Here is a 21,790-nt window from a genome sequence, read left to right on the forward strand (position 1 = left end):
CAACCGACCAACAGGAGGCGCGGCTCAGTACTGCCCGTAGAGTCCGGTCAGGCCCATCAGCGCGAGATTGACGAATTTCGGGATCAGGTTGACCAGGACCATGATTCCTGAACTGTTCACTATCAATGCCTTTCGCATGACGAACACATGGACGTTTGTCCAGCATGTGCAGTCTGTCGCTTCCGGAGACCCAGTCGTTACGCTTGGCAAGTATGAGGCTCGAAGAGGTCGCCGTCGATTTGTACGGATTAGACCCTGGTGAGTTCATCGCCGCCAGGGCGGCACGCGTCGCCGAGGCCAAGGATGCGGGCGATAAGGCGCTCGCGACCGCCGTCGGCAAACTGCGTAAACCGACGGTGGTCGCCTGGACGGTGAACCTGCTGGCCCGTGCCGCACCCGATGATGTCGATGCGCTACTGCAACTGGGGACCGCGCTGCGTACGGCGCAACGGGAATTGTCCGGCGATCAGTTGCGCACACTGACCACGCAGCGGCAGCAAGTGGTCAATGCCCTTGCCAAGCGGGCGGGCGCCCTGGCCGCAGATCGCGGGCACCCGGTCACCGAGGGGATGCTGCGTGAGGTGGGACAGACGCTTACAGCGGCGCTGGCCGATGACGCGGTCGCCGAGCAGGTGCGCAGCGGGACGGTAGTGACGTCGGCGAGTTATGCGGGTTTCGGACCGGGCGGTGCCGTGCTCACCTCGGTAAGCGGAACGGGCACAAAGAAATCCGCCGAACCCGTCGCAGCGGACAATGCCGGTCAGGAACTCGATGACGCACTCGAAGCCCTCGAAACTGCCCGTGCAGCAATGGATTCAGCGCAGGCCGCCGCTGCCGAGACGGCAAACCGATTGACCGAGAGCGAATCCCGCATAGACGCACTGCGCGAAGAGCTGGCGCACGCCGAACAGCAGAAGCAATTCGCCCGCACCGCCGATCGCGGTGCACAGGACCAACTACGCGCGGCCCGGAAACAACTCGATCGGGCAGAGCGCCGGGCGGAAAAAGCCCGCGAACGCGCCGACTGAACGTCAGCCGCGCAGTGCGCCGGGGAAGAGGTACTCGTCCGGGGGCATTGTGGTGCGGTTCAGCCAGGCGTCGAAGAAGCCGGTCAGATCGGTCTGGGATTTCGACTGCATGAAGGTGCGGAATTCGGGCATCGAAGCATTGCCGTAAGCGTGCGCGGCATTGAATTCCCGGACGGCCGTGAAGAACACATCGTCACCGATTTGTTTGCGCAGGGCATGCAAGAAGAGCGGGCCGCGATAGTAGACGGACGTGAATTCATTTCCGACGCCCGGATTTTCCAGCGGAATATCCCAGAATTTCGGGTCGGAACGGTGTTTCCGAATGGTCTCGCGGTAGGCGGCGTCGACGTCCTTGCCCTCCATCCGCTCCGGCCACAAATAGTCGGCGGTATAGCTGGCGAAGCATTCGTTCAGGCAGATATCCGACCATTGCCGCACCGAAACCGAATCGCCCCACCATTGGTGCGCGATTTCGTGCACCGCGGTCGGCAGATCGGTCCACGGTGCGTAGATCGGACGGGTCTGGGTCTCCAGTGAGAACTCCAGATCCGCGTCGACGTAGATGCCACCCCCGGTATCGAACGGATAGGGGCCGTAGAGCGCCTCTTCGAAATCGATGATTTCGGGCAGACGCTGCTCGGTTTCCCGATTGCCCTCCGCATTCTGGGCAAAGGCGCTGATCAGCGGAGTTCCGTTTGCGCGCCGCTGTTCGAGGTAGCTGTAGTGATCGATCGCGACCGTGGTCAGGTAGCCGAGCACCGGTTGATGCGACTCCCAGGTGACGTTGCGCTGCGCACCGGCGACCGCGTTCTCGGTCCGCACACCGTTGGAAACCACCTCCCATTCCGCGGGAACCGACGCGTGCAGGGTGAAGGTGGCCTTGTCCAACGGGGTGTCGTTGAGTGGATACCAGGTGGTGGCCGAATGCGGTTCGCCCGCGGCGAAGGCGCCGCCGCTGGGTGCGTAGGTCCAGCCCTCGCCTTCGGTGTTCCTGGCTTGCCCGGCGTAGTCGACGGTCACCGTGAAGGGCAGGCCGGGCAACAGCGGCAGCAGTGGGGTCACGGTCAGTTCGTGGTCGCCATTGCGGTCGAAGGCTGCGGGCAGGTTGTTCACCGAGACCATGCGCACGTCCGGGCCGTTGAAGTCCAGATTGAACATCCGCAGGGCCTGGGTGGCGGTGGCCTCGATCGTGGTCGTGCCGGTGAGCTGATGGCTCGGCGGGTCGTAGTCAATGGTGACCTCGTAGTGGCCGACGTCGTAGCCGCCATTGCCGTCCAGTGGGTAGTACGGATCGTCCAGACCCGGTGTGCCGACGAGCGGATCGGCGTTCGCCGGCACCGGGGCGGCGACCAGCGCGCCGATCACGGCCGCACACAACCAGCCGGACCACCTCATACCACCACCCCTTTCATGGCCCACCTGACCGCGGTGGATGGTAGTCGCTTCAGTCGGCGCTACCGCTGAGTGCCACCGACGCGCCGAGGCCGAAGATCATCGCACCGCCCGCTCCGCCGACCGCCTCCAGTCGTTGCGGCGAGCGCGCGAACCAGGTGCGTGCGGATGCGGCGAGCAGGCCCCAAGCGCTGTCGGAGATCAATGCGATTGCCAGGAAGATGGAGCCGAGGATCAGGAATTGCAACTGCAGCGAACCCGCCGCCGGTTCGGCGAAATGCGGCAATACCGCCGAGAAGAAGACGATCGCCTTGGGGTTGGTCAGTCCGACGAAGACGCTCTGCCGAAAGACCTTGGCATCGGCGGGGTCGATCTGCGCGTTCAGCGCCGCCCGCAGCGTCTTGCGCTCGCGGATCGCCTGGATGCCGAGGTACATCAGATAGAGCGCACCGGCGAACTTGACCACGGTGAGCGCGAGCGCCGAGGCCGCGAGCAGGGTCCCCAGGCCCACCGAGACCAGCAGTAGCGCGATGAAAACGCCCACGGAATGACCGAATACCGAGACCAGGGCGGCGCGGCGGCCGAGTGCGAGGGCCCGGCCGATGGTGAAGAGCACACCCGGTCCGGGGATGACGATGATGACAATCGATGCGGCGGTGAAAGCCAGCAGGTTGGACGCCGGAACCATTTACCGAGTCTATTCGGCGGCGCAAGGGAATTCGGCTGATCAAGACCCCAGGTCACCGGGGAGCTGGTGCGGGTCGAGCAGCAACCGTTTGGCAGAGGTGCGCCGCACCTTGTCGGCGAGTTCCAGATTATCGGTGAGCAAACGCCATTCGACCTCGCTGATGGCCGCCCGCGCCCGATCGATGACGGTGCCGTCACGGGTGCCCCAGGCGATCGGCATGGCGCTGACCGACTGCCAGCGCTCGCCGACCTGACGCGGCGCCCGATCGGTGCGCACCGCGACCGACGGCACCCGCTCACCCGCGCGCTTCTCGTGCCCCGGCAGGTCCCTGACCTTCCTGATCACCAGGGCATAGCGCGGGTCGTGGGTCTCCGGTTTCGAGACATCGACCAGTGCGAGCAGCACCACCCCGCCCGGATGCGTTTCGGACACGACCGCGGGCACCAGCTCACCGTCGGCATAGAGCTTGTCGATGCTGGAGCGGTGCGGCGTCCAGAAGGCCACCCACAGCGCGACGACCGCGCCGAGTGCGAATGCGATCGCCAGCAGATAGGCCCACGGATGGTTGAGCCAAATCAGGAAAGCGGTGCCGAGTCCCAGCAGGATTGCGGCACCGATCGCCGCCGCTCGTTGTCGGCGCAAACCTGCGACGACTTCGTTGACCGCGCGGGCGTGCTTGCGGTCAACTATGAAATCGAAGCGTCGCACGTCACCATTCCTACAGCGTGTTGTACAGGTCGTCCAACACCACCCTTTTCGGGTGTTCCTGCACCGTTGCCGATGCAGGTTCCTGTTTCACCGAGTCCGGTTTCGCCGTCCAACAGTGGCCGGCCAGAGCCGAACTCTCCACAGGCTTTGATAACCCGACCTCCCGCTTGAAGGTTTGGGGTGTCGTTGCGGACACGGGCGCTACTCTACCGAAGGGCACCGACAGGTTCCTCCGCTTATCCGATGGCCGGTCCCAGCAAGTCGTCGGCATCCGTAATGCGATACGCGTAACCCTGTTCGGCGAGGAAACGCTGCCGGTGCGCGGCATATTCGGCGTCCAGGGTGTCACGCGCGACTACCGAATAGAAGTGGGCTTGACCACCATCGTGTTTCGGCCGCAACAGTCGACCGAGCCGTTGCGCTTCTTCCTGGCGCGAACCGAATGTTCCCGAAACCTGCACCGCGACAGAGGCTTCGGGCAAATCGATGGAAAAGTTCGCGACCTTGCTCACCACCAGCACCGGAATCTCACCGCGCCGGAAGGCATCGAAAAGTTCTTCGCGCTCTTTGGTTTTCGTCGAACCTTGAATTACCGGCGCATCGAGATCCGCGCCGAGCTCGTCGAGTTGATCGAGATACGCGCCGATCACCAAGGTCTGCGCGTCCTTGTGCTGAGCCAGAATCGATTCCACCACAGGGATTTTGGTGCGCGCGGTCGAACAGAGCTTGTAGCGCTCTTCGGGCTCGGCAGTGGCGTAGGCCATCCGCTCGGCATCGGTGAGGGTCACCCGAACCTCGATGCAGTCGGCGGGCGCGATCCAGCCCTGGGCCTCGATGTCCTTCCACGGCGCGTCGTAGCGCTTCGGTCCGATCAGCGAGAACACATCTCCCTCGCGGCCGTCCTCGCGCACCAGCGTCGCGGTGAGACCGAGCCTGCGCCGCGATTGCAGATCGGCGGTCATTCGGAAGACCGGTGCGGGCAGTAAGTGCACCTCGTCATAGATGACCAGGCCCCAATCGCGGCTGTCGAAGAGTTCGAGGTGCTTGTATTCACCCTTGGTGCGGCGGGTGATCACCTGATAGGTGGCGATGGTGACCGGACGGATCTCCTTGCGCTCGCCGGAGTATTCGCCGATTTCGTCCTCGGTCAACGAGGTCCGGGCCAGCAGCTCACGCCGCCACTGCCGTCCGGCCACCGTATTGGTGACCAGGATCAGCGTCGTGGCCTGTGCCTTGGCCATCGCGGCCGCGCCGACCATCGTCTTGCCGGCACCACACGGCAGCACCACGACACCCGAACCACCGGCCCAGAACGAATCGGCCGCCATCTCCTGGTAATCGCGCAGATGCCACTTCCCGCCGGTGTAATCCAGTTCGATCGGATGTGCCTCGCCGTCGACGTAGCCGGCCAGATCCTCGGCCGGCCAGCCGATCTTCAGCAGCATCTGTTTGATCCGGCCGCGCTCGGACGGATGCACGACGACGGTGTCCTCATCGACGCGGGCGCCGAGCATCGGTGCGATCTTCTTGTGCCGCAGCACTTCCTCGAGCACCGCGCGATCCAGACTGACCAGCGTCAAGCCGTGCGCCGGATTCTTCACCAGCTGCAACCGGCCGTACCTGGCCATGGTGTCCACGATGTCGACCAGCAGCGGCTGCGGCACCGCATACCGCGAGTAGCTGACCAGGGCATCCACCACCTGCTCGGCATCATGACCCGCCGCCCGCGCATTCCATAGCGCCAGTGGCGTCACCCGATAGGTGTGCACATGCTCGGGCGCCCGCTCCAATTCCGCGAACGGCGCAATGGCCTGCCGTGCCACCCCGGCCAACTCGTGGTCGACCTCCAAGAGCAGCGTCTTGTCACTCTGAACGATCAGCGGACCGTCGGTCACGACTCCGCCTCGCTGACGCTCGGCTCCGCTGCGACCGCAGGTGCTGTGCTTATGGTTCCCTCGCTGCGCTCGGTCACGATCTCTCCTCGTATGCGGCGCGTCCGGCATTGTCGGATCGCTCGTGCGACTCCGGTCCATTGTTCCCGACGCCACCGACAACCCATCGGATGCGGCATCGATCCTGCTCCCGACGGGCGTAGCTTGCGTTGGCTTCGCACATACAGCGTGCGAGCAGCCTGTTTTGTTCCGGGACGATGCACCGACCGCCGATTCTCGTCCGGATACCGCGGGATCCCGCTGGATCGAGACACGACTGGGCGATGACGTCACCTGGTCGGTCCAGCGGTGTCCGACTGGACCGAGACATCGACAGGGAGTGCGGGTGAGGATCGGGGGCATGATCGAGACTGCTGCGTTTTTCGGTGTGGCGGCGGCCGCGTTGGGGATGGTGCTCACACCGGGACCGAACATGATGTATCTGGTATCGCGCAGTGTTTCGCAGGGACGGCGGGCCGGATTGGTGTCGCTCGGGGGTGTCGCGGCCGGATTCGGGGTCTACTTGGCGGCGGCCACAGCGGGGATCACCGCCGTGTTCGCGGTCGTGCCCGGCCTGTATCTGGCGGTGAAACTGGCGGGCGCGGGATACCTGCTGTGGCTGGCCTGGCAGGCGGTGCGGCCCGGCGGGACCTCGGTATTCGCACCCGCCGAGCTACCGCCTGATCCGACGCGGCGACTGTTCACCATGGGATTGGTCACCAATCTGCTGAATCCGAAGATCGCGATCATGTACATGGCCTTGATCCCGCAGTTCGTAGCGCCCGAGCACGGCCGGGTGTGGTTGCAGAGTCTGTGCCTCGGGTCGGTGCAGATCGCGGTGGCATTGACGGTGAACGGGCTGATCGTGCTCGGCGCGGGCGGGATCGCCGCCTTCCTGACCGGTCGGCCGCTGTGGCTGCGGATCCAGCGCTATTTCATGGGCACGATGCTCGGCGGGATCGCGGTACTGGTCGCGACCGACCGTGCGCGGCCGATGCCTGCCTGACGCCGTGAGCCGCTGAATATGTGATCGTGTGCGCATGGCGCATTTCGATTCCGCGGTGAATACCGCGCAGCATGTCGGGGAGCTGTTCGGCGTCTTCGCCTTCGCGACCTCGGGGGCGCTGCTCGCGGTGCGGCGCGGATTCGACGTATTCGGGATCGTGGTGCTGGCCTGCAGTACGGCGCTCGGTGGCGGTGTCATTCGGGATCTGGTGATCGGCCGGACACCACCCGCGTCGTTCGTCGATCTCAGTTACCTGTGGACCGCGCTGCTCGCGGCCGCGATCATCTTCTTCTGGCATCCGTCGCCGCGCGTGACCGGCGGTCCGCTCGGCGTGGCCGATGCCTTCGGGCTCGGGCTGTTCTGTGTGACCGGCACGGTGATCGCCTACAGCCACGGTCTCGGCGCGCCATCGGCCACACTGCTCGGATTGGTCACCGCGATCGGCGGCGGAGTGATCCGCGATCTGCTCGGCGGGCACACGCCGAGTGTGCTGATACCCGAGCAGATCTATGCGGTACCAGCACTTTTCGGTGCCACGGCGACCGCGACGCTACTGCATTTCAATGCCTACAACCCGATTACCGGCGCCTGCGCCGCGCTCGGCGCCATCGTATTTCGCCTGCTCGCGATGCGGTACGACTGGCACGCACCGCAGGCGCGACGGCGTCCGCAGGACCGAGCCTAGCCGACTCGGACACCCGCGCGAAGTCGGCGCACGCCCTCGTCGAGGGTTTCGTCGCGTTTGCAGAAGGTGAAGCGCACCAGGTGATTCCACGCATCGACGTGGTCGGCGAAGGCAAGCAGCGGCACGGCCGCGACACCTAGCCGAGCGGGCAGTTCCCGGCAAAAGGCCAAGCCGTCGGTTGCGCCGAGCGGCGTGATATCCGCGCAGATGAAGTAGCCGCCCGCACTCTCCTTCACCCCGAAGCCGGTGTCCTTCAGCGCGGCGGCGAGCCGGAGCCGCTTGTCCGACAGCGTATCTCGCAGCGCGGCGACCCAGTCGAGTTCATTGTTCAGCGCGTGCGCGACAGCCGGTTGGAACGGCCCACCCGCTACGAAGGTCAAGAACTGTTTGGCCGCGAGGACACCATCGATGAGTTCGGAGGGACCGAGCGCCCAGCCGGTTTTCCAACCGGTGACGCTGAAAGTCTTTGCCGCACTGGACACCACGACGGTGCGCTCGGCCATACCGGGCAGGGTGGCGAGGCTGATGTGCTCGTTGCCGTCGTAGACGAGATGCTCGTAGACCTCGTCGGTGAGCACCAATAGATCGTGCTCGCAGGCGATTTCGGCGATCGCGGTCAGATCGGCGCGGTCGAGCACGGTGCCGGTCGGATTGTGCGGTGAATTGACGATCAGCATCCTGGTCGCGGGCGTGATGGCGGCACGCAGGCTGTCCAGGTCGAGTACGAAGCGGTCACCGTCGGCGACGAGATGGGCGGTGCGCCGTCGCGCTCCGGCCAGCGCGATCGCGGCCGCATAGGAGTCGTAGTAGGGCTCGATCAGCACGACCTCTCGACCGGGCTCGACCAGACCGAGCACAGCGGCACTGATCGCCTCCGTCGCACCGACGGTGACCAGGACCTGCGTGTCCGGGTCGTACTGGGTGCCGTAGCGGCGGGCCCGGTCGGCGGCGATGGCGCGCCGCAGGATCGGCATACCGCGGCCGGGCGGGTACTGGTTCAGCCCGTCGGCAATGGCCTGACGCGCGACCTCGAGCATGCCCGCGGGGCCGTCGGTATCCGGAAAGCCCTGACCCAGGTTGATCGCCTCGTGCCGGACGGCTAATTCGGTCATCTCCGCGAAGATCGTGGAGGCGAAGGGGCGCAGGCGGGCGACGGTCGCGGGTTGCGAGGACATATCCGGAGGGTAGCCCAGCGATCGCCATTGTTGCCATCAGATAGCGAAAGGCTATATTTCACTTTTGGATTGGCCTCTCTACCTGCATAGTTGTGCGGTGTCCCAACGGCGGCTAGCCTCGCCGTGTTCTACCTCACAAACCGCCGACCTGCGGCGGTAGCTCGAAAGGGGCGCTTATGGCCTCGTATCTGGACCTGGTACTTCAGCCGGCCGCGTCGGAGGTCGCCGGAACGGTACTGGGTTTCCTTCGAAATATCGCACACGACCTGATCGCCGGCTTCGGCTCGTCCACCGGCGATTGGTTCAACGGCTCCTCGACCGGCAATAGCGGCACCGGATCGTCGACCGGGGACTGGTTCCTGGGCTCGTCCACGCCATAATCCGATGGCGGTGTCAGGCCTGGCGATGAGGGCCCGGCCTGGCACCGCCTCACCCCAGGCGGACGTGGGACAGTTTCTCCGGATTCGCGAGATCGTAGGTACCCCAGACCAATCCGTCGCGAACCGCGAATCCGATCACCCGGGGCGGACCCTCGAGCCGACCGTAACCCGGGCCGACCCGATACACGACCAAACCCAATTGACCATTGACCGTGGCGAATTCGAATTCCAGTGTCGGCTCCGAGGAGCCGTCCATACCGTACTTGCGCATCAGCCCGAGGAGGAAGCGGGCGACCTTGTCCGCACCGGCGATGACATTGATCGCGGTGGACGTGGTGCCGTTCGCATCGCCGATTATTACCGAATCCGGGTGCAGCGCAGCGGTTATCGCGGCGATATCACCGGCGGACAGCGCGGCGACGAAATTGCGCACCGCGGTCGCGTGCTCGACATCCGGGACCGGCGGCGGGGCCTGTGCGACGGCTTTCCTGGCCCGCACGGCCAGCTGACGCGCCGCCTCCACCGAAATGCCCAGGATTTCGGCGATCTCGTCGAAGGGCACCGAAAGCCCGTCGTGCAGAACGAATGCCACGCGCTGCGGTGGCGTCAGACTCTCCAGCACCACCATGGCGGCGAGGCTGCATTCCTGTTTGCGGACCACCGCCTCCAGCGGATCCGGCATGGTCGATGGGGTGGTACCAGTGACGACCGGCTCCGGAAGCCACTGCCCGACATAAGTTTCCCGGCGCACCGCGGCACTTCGCAGGCGGTCCAGGCAGATTCGGCTGACCACGGTGGTCAGCCACCCTCGCAGATCCTCGATCTCGGATTGATGCGTACCGGCCAGCCGTAGCCAACTCTCCTGCACCGCGTCCTCGGCGTCGCCCGCACTGCCCGTCAGCCGGTAGGCGACCGAGAGCAGATGCGCCCGATGCGATTCGAACAAGTCGGCGAGAAGAGCGGCAACCATCGGGCTCATTCTACGTTCCGCGCTGATCGGCCCGACGAGCCGGTCATGACACCATGATCGTATGGAGGATCATCCGCTATCCGACACAACTATCTGGTTGTCGCGGCCGACCGAGGCCGATATCGACGATATCGTCGCATGCTGCCAGGAGCCCAGCATCGCCGAGTGGGTGACGATTCCGGTCCCGTATCACCGGAAGAATGCCGAATCCTTCCTCGACGATATGGTCGCGCCCGGCTGGACCACCCGCAGTCCGATCTGGGCGCTGCGGACGCGCGCCGACGGTCCGGTCGTCGGCATGATCGATCTCAACGCGCGCGACGAATCGGCATCGGAAATCGGCTTCTGGCTGGTCTCCGCGGAACGCGGCCGCGGGCTGATGTCGCGTGCGGTCGCCCTGGTGTGCGAATTCGGTTTCCAGCCGACAGGATTGGCGCTGAGCCGGATCAACTGGCGCGCCTTCGTCGGCAATCACGCCTCGGCCGCGGTGGTCCGCCGCAACGGTTTTCACTATGAGGGGATGGCGCGGCTCGGCAGCATGCAGCGCGGCAGCCGCCGCGACACCTGGCTGGCCGGACGGCTGGCGACGGACCCGCCGGGCCCGGTCTCGGATTGGCCGCCCGGGATCTGACCGAACCGCCGACAGGGGCGCGCGACAGTCGTAAATTGCCCATATGGCGATCGATGCCCGATTCGAGTGGATCGCCGAGACCATGCACCTGCGGCCCGACGACCGGATCCTGGAAATCGGTCCCGGCTCCAGCGACTCGATCGCGTACCTGGCCGCACAGCTGGATGGCGGTCGGATCGTCGGCGTGGACCGTTCGCCGACGGCCATCGCCCGCGCGACGAAACGCCATGCCGCACTGATCGAATGCGGCAAGGTCCACCTGTTGCACGCCGGACTGGAACAGCTCGACCGAGCCCGGGTACTCGCCGAAATCGGACCGGCCCGCGGCTTCGACAAGGTTGTCGCCGTCAACGTGAATCTGTTCTGGACCAAGCGGCCCACCGCCGAACTCGCACTGATCCGGCAGGTCCTCGCACCCGGCGGCACGCTGTATCTGTTCTACGGATACGGACAACCGGACGGGCCCACCGGCACCGGTCCGAAACCCGCTCCTGGACATCTCATCGATTATCTGGCCATCGCGGGCTTCGACGGCGCCACCGTCTGCTCCGGCGACATCCTCGGCGTCGTCGCGAAACCGCGGCGAAATCCGTAGCCGCGCCCCGGCTTTCACCGAGGCGACAGGCTCGGAGTATCAGTGCTCGCGGCGCTGCCGCACCGCGTCGGCTAGGCGATCGAGCTGGGCGGCCGTGGTCTCCCAATCGATGCAGGCATCGGTGATGGACTGCCCGTAGGTCAGCGCGTCGGCGTGCCCGAGGGCCAGATCCTGGCGGCCCGCGACGAGGAAGCTCTCCAGCATCACACCGACTACGCCCGGCTCACCCGCGGCCAACCGGCCCGCGATATCGGTGACCACATCGACCTGCTTGTTGTGATCCTTATTGCTGTTGCCGTGGCTGGCGTCCACCACGATCCGCTCCGGTAGCGATGCCTTCTCCAACCGGATGCAGGCCTCGCGGACCGAGGCGGCGTCGTAGTTCGGGCCGGTGCTGCCGCCGCGCAGGATCACATGGCAGTCCGGATTGCCGGTGGTGCGGATCAGCGCCGAGCGGCCGTCCAAGTCGGTGCCTGGGAAAACGTGGCTGGCCGCGGCGGCCCGCACGCCGTCGACGGCCACCTGCACATCGCCGTCGGTGCCGTTCTTGATGCCGACCGGCATGGACAGTGCGCTGCTGAGCTGGCGGTGCACCTGGCTGGCCGCGGTGCGCGCGCCGATGGCGCCGTAGGAGACCAGGTCCGCGATGTACTGCGGGGTGATCGGGTCGAGGAATTCACAGGCCACCGGCAGACCGAGGGCGGTGATATCGACCAGCAGCTTGCGGCCGATGCCCAGTCCGGTGTTCACGTCGAAGGAGCCGTCCAGGTGCGGATCGTTGATCAGCCCCTTCCAGCCAAGGGTGGTGCGCGGCTTCTCGAAGTACACCCGCATCACGACATGTAGCCGATCGTCGAGTTCGGCCGCCTTGGCGGCCAGGCGGCGGGCGTAGTCCAGCGCGGCGGCCGGATCGTGGACCGAACACGGCCCGACGATCACCATCAGGCGATCGTCGGTACCGTTCAGCACGTCGACGGTGGCTTTGCGACCGGCACGGACCACGTCGGCCAGCGCATCCGTGATTCGGTGTACCTGGCGGACCTCGGCCGGTGAGCGCAAAGGGCTCACGCTCAGGGTGCGTTGGTCGTCCAGATCGGAATGCCGCGCGTCGACGTCGGCTGCGGTAGTCATCGTTTGTGGGTTCCTTTACTTCAAGGCCGACCCACGGACGTGAAACCCGTCGAGCCGGTCCATCCTCCGGCTCGGGGTGAAAATGAGGTCAGCGCAAATGGTTGCCGCAGACCGACCCACCCAGGGCCGGCTTGCTAAACCAGAAATAGACGCGCTGCACGACGGTGACTGTACCAGGGACTATCCCGAGGTAACCGCGAGGCCAACTTTCGTGCCGAAACTCACCCGAGCTGACCTGGGACGTAACCACCGGCCGGGGTGCGGACGATCACATTCATCCGGTTCCACGCGTTGATCGTCGCTATGGCCGCGATGAGCGCCGCGGTCTGATCGTCGTCGTAGTGCTTGCGCACCTGCTCCCAGGTCTCGTCGCTGACGCCGCGACCGTCACCGATGCGGGTGGCCTCTTCGGTGAGGGCGAGGGCGGCGCGCTCGGCCTCGGTGAAGACGGTGGCCTCGTGCCACGCGGCGACGAGGTTGATTCGCACGGCGGTCTCGCCCGCGTGCGCGGCATCCTTGGTGTGCATATCGACGCACATGCCGCAGCCGTTGATCTGGCTTGCGCGGATCTTGACCAGCTCGTAGGTGGCGGCGGGCAGGGAGGACCCGTCGACTACCTTGCCCGCGGTGATGAGCCGCTTGACGTAGCTACCGGCGACGGGGTTGGCGTAGAGGTCGAAGCGCTGTTCCATGATCTGTGCCTTTCCATTCGGTTGGGTTCACAGAGAGGACGACGCGGCCCACCACAGTGTGACATTCGCGAATGTGACCTGGATCACGGTGCCGCGCATCGCCGTCTTGGGCCGGATCAGTACTGGCTCGCAGTGATTTCATTCATCGCGCTCAAAGCGACCGGACCGCCGCGCTTCCTGAGTTATCCTGCGCCGCGGGAGATTCCGCTACTTGCCGAATGTGTAGGTTACGCCGGTCAGCTTCTCCGACAGCTCCCACAGGCCCCGCGCGACCTGCTCGTCCTTGGATGCCGCGGTGGAACCGGACAGCCCGGGATAGCCACGCATGCCACCCCATCCGTCCGGGCCGTAGAACGCGCCCGGCTCGACCTGCTCGGTCGCCGCATAGATCTCCGGCAGCGCACCCATTTCGGCGCTCTGCGCCAGCAGCCGGTTGCCCAGCGCCATGACCTTGTCCTGAATGGATTCGGTATGCGACTGCAGTTCCGTTGCGGCATAACCGGGATGCGCGGCCACCGAAATCTTCGACGAACCCGCCGCGGTCAGCCTGCGCTGCAACTCGTAGGCGAACATCAGGTTGGCCAACTTCGCCTGACCGTAGGCGGACCAGCGCTGGTACTTGCGGCGCTCCCAGTTCAGGTCGTCCAGATCGATCTTGCCGGCCCGGTGCGCACCGCTGGAGACCGTGACCACCCGGTCCGAAATCTTTTCCAGCAGTAGCCCGGTCAGCGCGAAGTGACCGAGATGGTTTGTGCCGATCTGCATTTCGAAGCCGTCGGCGGTCCGCTGCTGCGGCACCGCCATCACACCCGCGTTATTGATCAGTACGTCGGCCCGGTCCACCGCATCGGCGAAGGCACGCACCGAGGCCAGATCCGCGAGATCGAGTTCGCGCACCTCGGCGCGCGCACCGATCTCCCCTGCCACTTTCTCGCCCTTGGCCAGATTCCGACAGGCCAGGACCACCTGCGCGCCCGCCCCGGCCAGCGCACGCACCGTCGCCGCCCCCAGACCGCTGTTCGCGCCGGTGACGATGATCGTGCGGCCACTCTGATCGGGAATGTTCGAGGTATCCCAATGGCTCATGACCGGAAGTCTAGTGCGCGCGGCGATCGTTCTCAGGCAATGCGCACAGGTCACGCCTGGGCCAGGATCTCCTCGTCGGTCATCGCCACCACCTCCAGGTACAACTCGGCCACGGCGGCCAGTCGATCGGGCGTGCCACGACCGGTCTCCCGTTCGACCAGCCGCCCGGCCAACCCGGCCACCGTCCGGCCGACGAGCAGATCGGCGACCAGCGCGTGGTCGACCTCGAGCCATTCGCGGATCCTGGCGACGGCCGTGGTGGCCAGCACCGAGTCACCGCCCGCGCCGAAGAAATCGTCGTGCACGCCGATCCGCTCGGTACCGAGCACTTCGGCGACGATGGTGGCCAGCGCGGCCTCCAGCGGCGTGCGCGGGCGCGCGTCCACCGCTTCGGACGCGTCAGGTTCCAGCAGTGCCGCCACCGCGCGACGATCGAGCTTGCCGTTATCGGTCAACGGCATCTGCTCGAAAATATCGATGCGAGTGGGAATCATGTAGCCGGGCAACACATCCCGCACGGCGGCGACAATATCCTCGGCGGAGCCGACCTCGCCCGAAACCGCCGCGACCAGCTTCGGCGCGCCCTTGCCGACCACGGCGGCCACCGCGTGCCGCACCCCCGGCGCGGTACGCAGTCCGCTTTCCACCTCGCCCAATTCCACCCGGTAACCGCGGATCTGGACCTGATGGTCGGCGCGACCGAGGAATTCGATGGTGCCGTCGGGCCAGTAGCGCGCCATATCACCGGTGCGGTACCAGCGCAGATCGTCGTGGACGACGAACCGTTGCGCGGTGCGCTCCGGATCATTGCGATAGCCCGCCGCGACATTCGCACCGCCGACCCAGAATTCGCCGGGCACCCAGTCCGGGCAGTCGCGGCCCGCCGAATTCACCACGCGGCAGCGCACATTGCGCAGTGGCACGCCGAACGGGACGGTGGCCCAATGCTCGGGCGGGTCGGCGACCTCGCAAATGGTGTTGTGGATGGAGGTTTCGGTGGCGCCGCCCAAACCGGAGAACCGGCAGCCCGGCACCTGCCGGGCCAGCCGCCGCGCCAGATCCGCGCCGACCCAGTCACCGCCGAGGGTGACCGCGCGCAGCGAATCGCCCAGGTGGTCACCGCCGATCTCCAGGATCATGTCGAGCATGCTCGGCACGCAGTTGAGGATCGAAACCCGGTGGTGGGTCAGCAGTTCGACCCAGCTGGTGGCCTCCTCGCGCTGTGCGGCCGACAGCGCGACCACCGAGCCGCCGACGGCGAACATGCCGAACATGTCGTAGACGGAGGCGTCGAATTCCAGCGCGGACAGCCCGAGCACCCGGTCGGCCGGGCCGACCTCGAACCACTCGTTCACCGCGTCGATGGTGTTCATCGCACCGCGGTGCGGCACGTCGACCCCCTTCGGCACACCGGTGGAGCCGGAGGTGAACAGCACATAGGCGATCGACTCCGGATCCGGAATCACCGGCTCGGCCAGCGGATTCGGATGGGTATGCGCCGCCGACAGCGGCAAACACGTGATATCCGGGCGACCCAAATCGGCGCCGTCGACGGTGAGCGCGGCGAGCACGTCACCGGTGCGCAGGATCTCCGCGCGCCGCCCGACCGGCTGATCGAAACCGATGGGCACATAGGCCGCACCCGCCGCGAGCACACCGAGTACGGCGAGGATCTGATCCGGCCCCTTCGGCAGCTGCACCGCGACGGTTGCACCGGGCCGCACCCCGATCTCACACAGCGCGGCCGCGACCGAAAGCGCTTGTGCGGCAAGCTCACCGTAGCTCCAGCCGCCGTCCACGCCGTCGTGGCGCCACAGTACCGCCGGTGCGTCGGGCGTGCTGCGGGCATGGTCGAAGAAGCCCTGGTGCAGCGCTCGTCCGGAGACCGGACCGTCGGTCGCATTCACCGCGGCGCGCACGGCGGCCTGGGCGACCGGCAGGTGCACCGCGGCCTCCGCGATCCAGCCCGCCTCGCCCGCGCCCAACCTGCCGATGGCCTCGGTGTAGCTGGTGAACATGGCGTCGATCATTCCCGCGGGGAACGCGGATTCGCGCACGTCCCAGTTGAGTAGGAGGCCGCCGCGCACCTCGGTGACCTGCGCGTCCAGTAGCACCTGTGGTCCCTGCGAGATGATCCAGACCGGCTCGCCGAAGGTCTCGGTGACCGCGGTGGCGAACAGCTCGCCCAGGTTGAGCGCACTGGTGTAGACGATCGGCGCGAGCACCGGCTCGCTGCGCTGCCTGCCGAGATCGCGCAGCACTTCCAGCCCGGAATACGCGGTGTGCGCGCCACTTTCGTGCATCGCACGCTGTAGTGCTTTCGCCCGCTCGGTGACCGTCACGTTCTCGGTGACGTCCACCTCCAACATGATCGAGGAGGTGAAATCGCCGATCACCCGGTCGATATCCGGATGCACCGGTTCCCGGTGGAACAGCGGCACATTCAGCAGGAAGCGGCTCCGCGCCGACCAACCGCCAATCGTCTCGGCGAATACCGCGGCCAATGCCATTGCCGGTGTGATGCCGCGGGCGTGCGCGGCGGCGAGTAGCCGCTCCTTGACTTCCGGCTCCAACCAGTGGTTGTAGCGGACGGTCCGCTGCGGTTCGGCACGCTCGCTGACCGGAATGGTCGGCAGCTCCGGTGCGCCGGGCAGCTCCGGCAGCCGATCGCGCCACCACTGCTTATCGCGTTCCCTGGCAACGGCATCCACTGTGCGCTCGGTGCGATAGCGGCGATAGCTGTAGCCCTGCGGCGGCACCGTGCCCCCGTGGTAGAGCTCGGCGAGGTCGGCGACGAGCACGCGGTAGCTCATCGCGTCACCCGCGATCATGTCGACATCGAGATGCAGCCGGGTGCGACCGTCGGCGAGCAGGCTCAGCGTCACGTCGAGCACCTGGCCCTCCTCGATGGCCAGCCGCTGATGAGTCTTGCTGTCGCGCAACCGCTCCAGCTCGGCCTCGGCCGCCGCAGGAGCGTGCGCGCGCAGATCGACGACCGAGAACACCGGCCGGCCCGGCTCGAGAATGGTCTGCTGGGTGCCGTCGGGAAGGAACCTGGTGCGCAGCATCGGATGCACGGCAACGAGATCCGTCACCGCCCGCGCCAAACGTTCGGGATCGACCTCGGCACCGTCGAATTCGACATACAGGTGTGCCGCGACACCACCGAGATCCTGCTCCTCGGAGCGACCGATCCAGTAGGCGTGCTGCATCGAACCCAACGGGAACGGCGCGAATTCGTCTTCGGAATCAACGTTTTCGACGGGTTCGATCTCCGCAACCGCCGCGACGGATTCGTCGACGCCGAGCAACCGCGCCCACTCCGCGACCGACGGCGCCGCAGCCAACTGCGCGAAATTGATCTCCAGCCCGCGTTTGCGCCAGCCGCCCGCCAACTTCATGGTGCGAATGGAGTCCAGTCCGAGCTGGATCAGATCATCGCCGTCGGCGATCGTCTCGACCGGTACGTCGAGCTGCTTGGCAATGGCAGCGCGGATTTCCTCCCGGCCGATCGTCATCCCCGCCCCGTCCCCCGGTCGCTGTGCTGGCTCCATCTGGCGCTGTCACTCCTTGGTCGCCGCCGCATCCGGCGGATCGTGCTCGGCGGTAGCCTATCGCATTGAGATAGGGTTGCCTAACCTATGTTATGAGACCCTAATCGTGCAGCAGATCTTCCAGTGAGGCAGACCGTGACTTCGACATCCACCTCGCCCACCCATCGCGACGGCTACGTCCCCTTTCCCACCGCCGAGGCCGCGACCTATCGCGCGGCCGGCTACTGGACCGGCCGCCCACTCGGCGACCTGCTGCGCGCGACCGCGACCCGGCACTCGCATCGCACGGCCCTGCTCGATGCCGACAGCGCGCGCACATACGCGTGGGTCGATGCCGAGGCCGACCGAATGGCGCACGGTTTACTCGCACTCGGCATCGCCCCGGGTGATCGGGTGGTGGTGCAACTGCCGAATGTGCCTGAGTTCTTGACGGTCCTATTCGGATTGCTGCGCGCCGGCATCATTCCGGTACTGACCCTGCCCGCGCATCGCCGCGCCGAAATCGAGCATCTGGCCGGACTTTCCGAAGCGGTCGCGTACGTCGTGGCCGACCGGCTCGGCGACTTCGACTACCGCGAACTGGCCGAAACCGTCCGCTCGGCCATACCCACCCTGCGTCACATTCTCGTACTCGGCGATCCGGGAACCTTCACCGATCTGAATTCGATTCCCCGCGAGGGCGGTTCACTTCCCGACATCGATCCGAGCGATATCGCGCTGATGCTGGTCTCCGGCGGTACCACCGGCCTGCCGAAGCTCATCGCGCGCACGCACGACGACTACGTCTACAACGCCACCGCGAGCGCCGAGGTCTGCGGACTGACCGAGGACGACGTCTACCTCGCGACACTGCCCGCCGCACACAACTTCCCACTCGCCTGCCCCGGCATACTCGGCATCGTATCGGTCGGCGCGGCCGTCACCTTCATCACCGATCCGAGTCCGGAGAGCGCCTTCGCCGCCATCGAAAGCCATCGCGTCACCGTCACTGCGGTCGTGCCGCCGCTGGCCCAACTCTGGTGTGCGGCAACCGAATGGGAGGACGCCGATCTCGGCTCACTGCGCCTGCTCCAGGTCGGCGGCGCGCGGCTGGCCGAGGTGAACGCCCGCGAGGTTGCACCCGCGCTGGGCGTCCAACTGCAACAGGTCTTCGGCATGGCCGAGGGCCTGCTCAACTACACCCGCCTCGACGACACCGCCGATATCGTCTGCACGACCCAGGGTCGTCCGCTCTCGCCTGCCGACGAAGTGCGGGTCGTGGATACCGACGGCAACGATGTCGCCCCGGGCGAAGAGGGTGAACTACTCACCAAGGGCCCCTACACAATCCGCGGCTACTACCGCGCCCCCGAACACAATGCCCGCGCCTTCACCCACGACGGCTACTACCGCTCCGGTGATCTCGTGCGGCGACTGCCGAGCGGTCATCTGATCGTCTCCGGCCGCATCAAGGACGTCATCAATCGCGGCGGCGAGAACATCTCCTGCGACGAACTCGAGGAACATCTGCTGGCCCATCCGTCCGTCCGGCATGCCGCCGCCGTCGGCCTTCCCGATGCTGCGCTGGGTGAAAAGGTCTGTGCCGTCTTGGTTGTCGACGGCGAGATGCCGACCCTGGTCCAGCTCAAGTCCTTCCTCACCGAACGCGGACTGGCGACCTACAAACTCCCGGACCTGCTCCGCCAGGCCGACGAACTGCCGATCACGGCCGTCGGCAAGATCGATAAGAAGGCCCTGCGCGCCGACCACGGCTGACCGGAACGATCGGGGGTGGCGCGAGTCCGATCTCGCCACCCCCGATCCGAACCCCGGATAACCGGGTGCCCCAGCAGATGATTCGGAACGCGGGCCGACCCTGATGGGTATGAGTTTTGCTAGGCCTTGACTACATAGGGCGCGACACTGCCCAGTTTTTCGCAGGTCTCCTCGAATTCCCGCTCCGGCCGCGACTGCCCGACAATGCCTGCGCCCGCCCGCAGCCACGCGCCTTCGGTGGTCTGATAGACCGCACGCAGCACCAGCGTCGCCTCCATCGCTCCACTGGGCGAAATCGTCACAACGGCACCGGAGTACAGACCACGCGGCGCACCGTCGAGACGGAACACCGAGTCGACGCCCTCCCGCTTCGGAATACCGGACGCCGTGACCGACGGGAACAGGACCTCCAGCGCATCCCAGCTGGAACGGTCCGCAGCGAGCCGCCCGCGCACCGTGGAGGCCAGATGCTGCACGCTGCCACGTTCCCGAACCGCCATGAAATCGGAGACCGCGGGCGTGCCGGGATCGGCCACCTCGGTGATCTCGGCAAAGGAGGTCTGCACCGAAATCGCGTGCTCCACGATCTCTTTGGGATCGGTGATCAGCTCCGCCCGAGCCGCCATATCGATGGCTTCGCCGAGCCCGAAGGCGCGCGTCCCGGCAAGCGGCTCGGTGGTGACCACCCGATCCTCGTCGACGGAGGCGACCAACTCCGGACTGAATCCTGCCGCCTCGAGTCCACCGAGGCGAAGCAGGAACGACCGCGCCGGAGTGTTGTTGGCGCGGCCGAGCCGGTAACTGGCGGGGACATCCACCGCGAACGGCAGATCGACCTTCCTGGACAGAATGACCTTCTGATAACGACCGGAGCGGATTTCCGTGACCGCCTCGGCAACCCGATCGCGATATCCGGTCGGATCGAGACGCACATCGACCGGATGTGCCTGCGGCAGCTCGGTCTCCTGCGAGGCGGCGATGAGATCGTGAATGTCATCGGCCTCGGCCGGTGTCGCACCGGAAATCCGGACGCCGAACTCGCCGACTCGCACCTCGATGCGCGGAATCATCAGATGGGCCAGTGCGGTTCGCGGATCCAGATGCCGCGTCGCATCCAATGCCCATGCGCAGAACTCGAATCCGATCCAGCCGTAGGCCCGACGCCCGCCGAGCGGCAACGTGGCCAGGGCGTTGTCGATGACCCGCGCCGGGCTGCCCTCCCAGGCACTCGTGGTGCCGCGTCCGTCCCAGGACACGCGCAATTCGTTCGCGTCGAGTTCGACGCCGCCGAGCGGATCGGCCGCGAATACCCATTCGCCGGGCCGTTCGTACATCACGTATTCGCCGAAGCGCTCGGCCGCCGCCAGCCGGGACATCGCTGCCGCCGGATCGGTCACATACTCAACGCGCAAGCGCTCCGTGGTCGACAACGATCCTCCAAGGTTATGCTGACCTAACTTAGAAAGGTAAGGTTAGCATTACCTGTCTAAACCGGGGCTGTGCTGCAGACCACAGCAGAGGGTTACTCCGCAGGCACCGCGAGCGCCGACCGCTCGACGCTCAACAGACTCTCCGTGCTGTGCTCCGCGTGATACGCGGCCCCGCCGCCGCGCACACCGAACAACCGCTTGCTGTAGACCAGCCACACCACCGCCGCGATATTGATCAGCAGCGCGCCGATGCGCAGCACGGTGATCTTCTCGGTCAACTCGTAGATTTCCAACGGCAGGAAGATGCTGGTCGCGACCACCGCGAAGTACTCACCCCAGCGCTTCACCAGCCACAGCCCCACCGCCTCGATCGCCTGCAGCGTCGCATAGGCGAGGATGCCGATGGCCACCCACAGCAGCGTCGTATTCGACAGCGAGAACGCGTCATCGATCAGATGCACGATCTTGGATCGGTCGATATCCCAGCCGATCTGATCGGCCAGCGGGCGCAGCAGCGGCAGTTCCTCGTCGAAAGCCGCACGCATATCCTCGCGCGAGGACCGGAATTTGAAGACGGCGAGCGCGGCGACCACCAAGAGCAAGCCGCGCACCAACCGCTCGATCGCCAACGCCCGCATCAGCCAGCGGTCCCGCAGCAGTCGCCCGCGCGGCACCTCCGGAGCATGGTCGGCGGGCCCGGAGCCCACCGGTTCGCCGGGTACGAACGTGCCGCAGCGCAGACACCGCCACGCGACACCGGCCACTGTCTGAACATGCAGTCGCTGCGCCAGATCCTGCTCGTCCGGCGCGTAGGTGTAGTGGCCGTGCCAGCCGCACGCGCGTAACGCCCAATCCATGCGCGCAGCCTAGTTCGCCATCGCGATCGGCCGCGATCGCAAACGCCGTGTCGATACCCGAAGCCCAACTCGCCCGCCGGAGTTCCTGCGCGGAAT

19 protein-coding genes are annotated in these 21,790 nt (G+C 66.1%); 7 read left to right on the forward strand and 12 right to left on the reverse strand.

Annotated features, from left to right (window positions below; all coding sequences use genetic code 11):
- Positions 1 to 212 precede the first annotated feature (212 nt).
- A complete protein-coding gene (locus ACQPYR_RS40455) occupies positions 213 to 1,028 on the forward strand; it encodes a hypothetical protein (RefSeq protein WP_433624959.1) in 816 nt (271 codons plus the stop codon).
- A gap of 3 nt (positions 1,029 to 1,031) precedes the next feature.
- On the opposite strand, the gene ACQPYR_RS40460 is transcribed toward ACQPYR_RS40455, so the two are convergent.
- The 4 genes from ACQPYR_RS40460 to ACQPYR_RS40475 all read right to left on the reverse strand — a co-directional run bounded on the left by ACQPYR_RS40460 (position 1,032) and on the right by ACQPYR_RS40475 (position 5,711).
- The gene (locus ACQPYR_RS40460) at positions 1,032 to 2,423 is read right to left on the reverse strand and encodes a M1 family metallopeptidase (protein WP_433624961.1); all 1,392 of its coding nucleotides are present in this window, start codon (positions 2,421 to 2,423) and stop codon (positions 1,032 to 1,034) included.
- Between the two features lie 49 nt (positions 2,424 to 2,472).
- The gene (locus tag ACQPYR_RS40465) at positions 2,473 to 3,108 is read right to left on the reverse strand and encodes a LysE family translocator (RefSeq protein ID WP_433624963.1); all 636 of its coding nucleotides are present in this window, start codon (positions 3,106 to 3,108) and stop codon (positions 2,473 to 2,475) included.
- Positions 3,109 to 3,147: 39 nt separating this feature from the next.
- Entirely contained in the window at positions 3,148 to 3,816 is a 669-nt protein-coding gene (locus tag ACQPYR_RS40470) for a DUF3239 domain-containing protein (RefSeq protein ID WP_433624964.1), read from the reverse strand.
- Between the two features lie 236 nt (positions 3,817 to 4,052).
- Positions 4,053 to 5,711: a DNA repair helicase XPB gene (locus ACQPYR_RS40475; protein ID WP_387286263.1), complete on the reverse strand. Its 1,659-nt coding sequence runs from the start codon at positions 5,709 to 5,711 to the stop codon at positions 4,053 to 4,055.
- 397 nt (positions 5,712 to 6,108) lie between these two features.
- Here ACQPYR_RS40475 and ACQPYR_RS40480 point away from each other — a divergent pair, with 397 nt between their 5' ends.
- The gene (locus tag ACQPYR_RS40480) at positions 6,109 to 6,753 is read left to right on the forward strand and encodes a LysE family translocator (RefSeq protein WP_433624967.1); all 645 of its coding nucleotides are present in this window, start codon (positions 6,109 to 6,111) and stop codon (positions 6,751 to 6,753) included.
- 34 nt (positions 6,754 to 6,787) lie between these two features.
- Positions 6,788 to 7,438: a trimeric intracellular cation channel family protein gene (locus ACQPYR_RS40485; protein WP_433624969.1), complete on the forward strand. Its 651-nt coding sequence runs from the start codon at positions 6,788 to 6,790 to the stop codon at positions 7,436 to 7,438.
- Here the strand turns inward: ACQPYR_RS40485 and ACQPYR_RS40490 are convergent.
- A complete protein-coding gene (locus ACQPYR_RS40490; RefSeq protein WP_433624971.1) occupies positions 7,435 to 8,613 on the reverse strand; it encodes a pyridoxal phosphate-dependent aminotransferase in 1,179 nt (392 codons plus the stop codon). The genes ACQPYR_RS40485 and ACQPYR_RS40490 overlap by 4 nt on opposite strands.
- A 176-nt stretch (positions 8,614 to 8,789) precedes the next feature.
- Between ACQPYR_RS40490 and ACQPYR_RS40495 the strand changes: the two genes are divergently transcribed.
- Positions 8,790 to 8,993, forward strand: a complete 204-nt coding sequence (locus tag ACQPYR_RS40495; RefSeq protein ID WP_040686425.1) for a hypothetical protein — start codon at positions 8,790 to 8,792, stop codon at positions 8,991 to 8,993.
- A gap of 49 nt (positions 8,994 to 9,042) precedes the next feature.
- On the opposite strand, the gene ACQPYR_RS40500 is transcribed toward ACQPYR_RS40495, so the two are convergent.
- Positions 9,043 to 9,963 (reverse strand): sigma-70 family RNA polymerase sigma factor, encoded by a 921-nt coding sequence (locus ACQPYR_RS40500; RefSeq protein WP_433624973.1) that lies wholly within the window; start codon positions 9,961 to 9,963, stop codon positions 9,043 to 9,045.
- Positions 9,964 to 10,024: 61 nt separating this feature from the next.
- On the opposite strand from ACQPYR_RS40500, the gene ACQPYR_RS40505 reads away from it, so the two are divergent.
- Positions 10,025 to 10,594, forward strand: coding sequence for a GNAT family N-acetyltransferase (locus tag ACQPYR_RS40505; protein WP_433624975.1), 570 nt, complete (start codon positions 10,025 to 10,027; stop codon positions 10,592 to 10,594).
- A 43-nt stretch (positions 10,595 to 10,637) separates the two neighbouring features.
- Positions 10,638 to 11,189: a class I SAM-dependent methyltransferase gene (locus ACQPYR_RS40510; RefSeq protein WP_433624977.1), complete on the forward strand. Its 552-nt coding sequence runs from the start codon at positions 10,638 to 10,640 to the stop codon at positions 11,187 to 11,189.
- Between the two features lie 39 nt (positions 11,190 to 11,228).
- On the opposite strand, the gene ACQPYR_RS40515 is transcribed toward ACQPYR_RS40510, so the two are convergent.
- From ACQPYR_RS40515 to ACQPYR_RS40530, 4 genes are all read right to left on the reverse strand, one after another.
- Positions 11,229 to 12,320, reverse strand: a complete 1,092-nt coding sequence (locus ACQPYR_RS40515) for a 3-deoxy-7-phosphoheptulonate synthase (protein ID WP_433624979.1) — start codon at positions 12,318 to 12,320, stop codon at positions 11,229 to 11,231.
- 221 nt (positions 12,321 to 12,541) lie between these two features.
- Positions 12,542 to 13,012, reverse strand: coding sequence for a carboxymuconolactone decarboxylase family protein (locus tag ACQPYR_RS40520; RefSeq protein ID WP_433624981.1), 471 nt, complete (start codon positions 13,010 to 13,012; stop codon positions 12,542 to 12,544).
- 207 nt (positions 13,013 to 13,219) lie between these two features.
- Positions 13,220 to 14,098: an oxidoreductase gene (locus ACQPYR_RS40525; protein ID WP_433624983.1), complete on the reverse strand. Its 879-nt coding sequence runs from the start codon at positions 14,096 to 14,098 to the stop codon at positions 13,220 to 13,222.
- A gap of 50 nt (positions 14,099 to 14,148) precedes the next feature.
- Positions 14,149 to 17,652, reverse strand: coding sequence for an amino acid adenylation domain-containing protein (locus tag ACQPYR_RS40530; protein ID WP_433624985.1), 3,504 nt, complete (start codon positions 17,650 to 17,652; stop codon positions 14,149 to 14,151).
- Between the two features lie 135 nt (positions 17,653 to 17,787).
- Between ACQPYR_RS40530 and ACQPYR_RS40535 the strand changes: the two genes are divergently transcribed.
- Positions 17,788 to 19,407: a (2,3-dihydroxybenzoyl)adenylate synthase gene (locus ACQPYR_RS40535; protein WP_433624987.1), complete on the forward strand. Its 1,620-nt coding sequence runs from the start codon at positions 17,788 to 17,790 to the stop codon at positions 19,405 to 19,407.
- 119 nt (positions 19,408 to 19,526) lie between these two features.
- Here ACQPYR_RS40535 and nbtS read toward each other — a convergent pair whose 3' ends face one another.
- Positions 19,527 to 20,837, reverse strand: coding sequence for a nocobactin biosynthesis salicylate synthase NbtS (gene nbtS, locus ACQPYR_RS40540; protein WP_433624989.1), 1,311 nt, complete (start codon positions 20,835 to 20,837; stop codon positions 19,527 to 19,529).
- A gap of 92 nt (positions 20,838 to 20,929) precedes the next feature.
- A complete protein-coding gene (locus ACQPYR_RS40545; RefSeq protein WP_433624991.1) occupies positions 20,930 to 21,694 on the reverse strand; it encodes a DUF2127 domain-containing protein in 765 nt (254 codons plus the stop codon).
- Between the last annotated feature and the right edge of the window lie 96 nt (positions 21,695 to 21,790).

It is taken from the genome of Nocardia sp. CA-120079 (assembly GCF_050955745.1).
GTDB lineage: Bacteria > Actinomycetota > Actinomycetes > Mycobacteriales > Mycobacteriaceae > Nocardia.

Excerpts from the sequence above, each read along its gene's own strand:
- ACQPYR_RS40455 (WP_433624959.1), top strand. The coding sequence starts at position 213 with ATGAGGCTCGAAGAGGTCGCCGTCGATTTGTACGGATTAGACCCTGGT.
- ACQPYR_RS40460 (WP_433624961.1), bottom strand. The coding sequence starts at position 2,423 with ATGAGGTGGTCCGGCTGGTTGTGTGCGGCCGTGATCGGCGCGCTGGTC.
- ACQPYR_RS40465 (WP_433624963.1), bottom strand. The coding sequence starts at position 3,108 with ATGGTTCCGGCGTCCAACCTGCTGGCTTTCACCGCCGCATCGATTGTC.
- ACQPYR_RS40480 (WP_433624967.1), top strand. The coding sequence starts at position 6,109 with ATGATCGAGACTGCTGCGTTTTTCGGTGTGGCGGCGGCCGCGTTGGGG.
- ACQPYR_RS40485 (WP_433624969.1), top strand. The coding sequence starts at position 6,788 with ATGGCGCATTTCGATTCCGCGGTGAATACCGCGCAGCATGTCGGGGAG.
- ACQPYR_RS40490 (WP_433624971.1), bottom strand. The coding sequence starts at position 8,613 with ATGTCCTCGCAACCCGCGACCGTCGCCCGCCTGCGCCCCTTCGCCTCC.
- ACQPYR_RS40495 (WP_040686425.1), top strand. The coding sequence starts at position 8,790 with ATGGCCTCGTATCTGGACCTGGTACTTCAGCCGGCCGCGTCGGAGGTC.
- ACQPYR_RS40500 (WP_433624973.1), bottom strand. The coding sequence starts at position 9,963 with ATGGTTGCCGCTCTTCTCGCCGACTTGTTCGAATCGCATCGGGCGCAT.
- ACQPYR_RS40505 (WP_433624975.1), top strand. The coding sequence starts at position 10,025 with ATGGAGGATCATCCGCTATCCGACACAACTATCTGGTTGTCGCGGCCG.
- ACQPYR_RS40510 (WP_433624977.1), top strand. The coding sequence starts at position 10,638 with ATGGCGATCGATGCCCGATTCGAGTGGATCGCCGAGACCATGCACCTG.
- ACQPYR_RS40515 (WP_433624979.1), bottom strand. The coding sequence starts at position 12,320 with ATGACTACCGCAGCCGACGTCGACGCGCGGCATTCCGATCTGGACGAC.
- ACQPYR_RS40520 (WP_433624981.1), bottom strand. The coding sequence starts at position 13,012 with ATGGAACAGCGCTTCGACCTCTACGCCAACCCCGTCGCCGGTAGCTAC.
- ACQPYR_RS40525 (WP_433624983.1), bottom strand. The coding sequence starts at position 14,098 with ATGAGCCATTGGGATACCTCGAACATTCCCGATCAGAGTGGCCGCACG.
- ACQPYR_RS40530 (WP_433624985.1), bottom strand. The coding sequence starts at position 17,652 with ATGGAGCCAGCACAGCGACCGGGGGACGGGGCGGGGATGACGATCGGC.
- ACQPYR_RS40545 (WP_433624991.1), bottom strand. The coding sequence starts at position 21,694 with ATGGATTGGGCGTTACGCGCGTGCGGCTGGCACGGCCACTACACCTAC.